Origin of the sequence: Streptomyces sp. sk2.1 (genome assembly GCF_008120935.1) — a bacterium.
Taxonomy (GTDB): Bacteria; Actinomycetota; Actinomycetes; order Streptomycetales; family Streptomycetaceae; genus Streptomyces.
This window is the reverse complement of sequence record NZ_RDBO01000194.1, coordinates 1-844: the sequence shown is the minus strand read 5'-3', so window position 1 is coordinate 844 and position 844 is coordinate 1. Positions and strand designations below refer to the sequence as shown.

General features: G+C 68.7%; 1 protein-coding gene. It reads left to right on the top strand.

Annotated elements, in window-relative coordinates:
- Positions 1 to 11 precede the first annotated feature (11 nt).
- The coding region (locus EAO76_RS42355) for an acyltransferase domain-containing protein (RefSeq protein WP_316248417.1) at positions 12 to 844 on the top strand (833 nt) is incomplete at its 3' end.

Below are 844 nucleotides of genomic sequence, written 5' to 3'. Positions count from 1 at the left end.
ATCTGGGGTCGTTGAAGTCGAACATCGGTCATGCGCAGGCTGCTGCCGGTGTCGGTGGTGTGATCAAGATGGTGATGGCGATGCGGGAGGGGGTGTTGCCCCGGACGCTTCATGTGGGGGAGCCGAGTTCGCACGTGGACTGGTCCTCGGGTGCTGTGGAGCTTTTGCGGGAGGCCAGGTCCTGGCCGGAGTCGGGTCGTCCGCGTCGTGCGGGTGTGTCGTCCTTCGGTATCAGTGGGACGAATGCGCATGTGGTGATCGAGCAGGCGCCGGTCGTCGAGGCGGTCGGTGTCGAGGAGCCGGTGGCCGGGTCCGGGCCGCTGCCCTGGCTGATCACCGCCCGGACCGACGAGGCCCTGCGCGTGCGCGCCGACCGTCTCCGGAGCTTCCTCACGGAGCACCCCGAGCACTCCGCCGCCGACATCGGTCGGTCTCTCGCCTCCGCGCCGAGCGGCTTCGCGAGCCGTGCCGTCGTGGTCGCCGCGGACGACGGGAGCCGGCTGCGAGCACTCGCCGCCCTGGCTGCGGGGGAGCCCTCCACCGATGTGGTGACGGGTGTGGTGTCGGGTTCGGGGAGGACTGCGTTCCTCTTCACGGGGCAGGGCAGTCAGCGTGCTGGGATGGGTCGTGAGCTGTATGTGTCCCAGCCGGTGTTCGCTGCTGCGTTCGATGCTGTCTGTGAGCGGTTCGATGCCCGTCTGGGGGGTTCTCTCAAGGAGCTGGTGTTCGCCGAGGAGGGCGGTGTGCAGGCTGCCGCTCTTGACGGGACCCAGTACGCGCAGGCTGCGCTGTTCGCTCTGGAGGTGGCCCTGTACCGGCTCATGGAGCATCACGGTGTCACTCC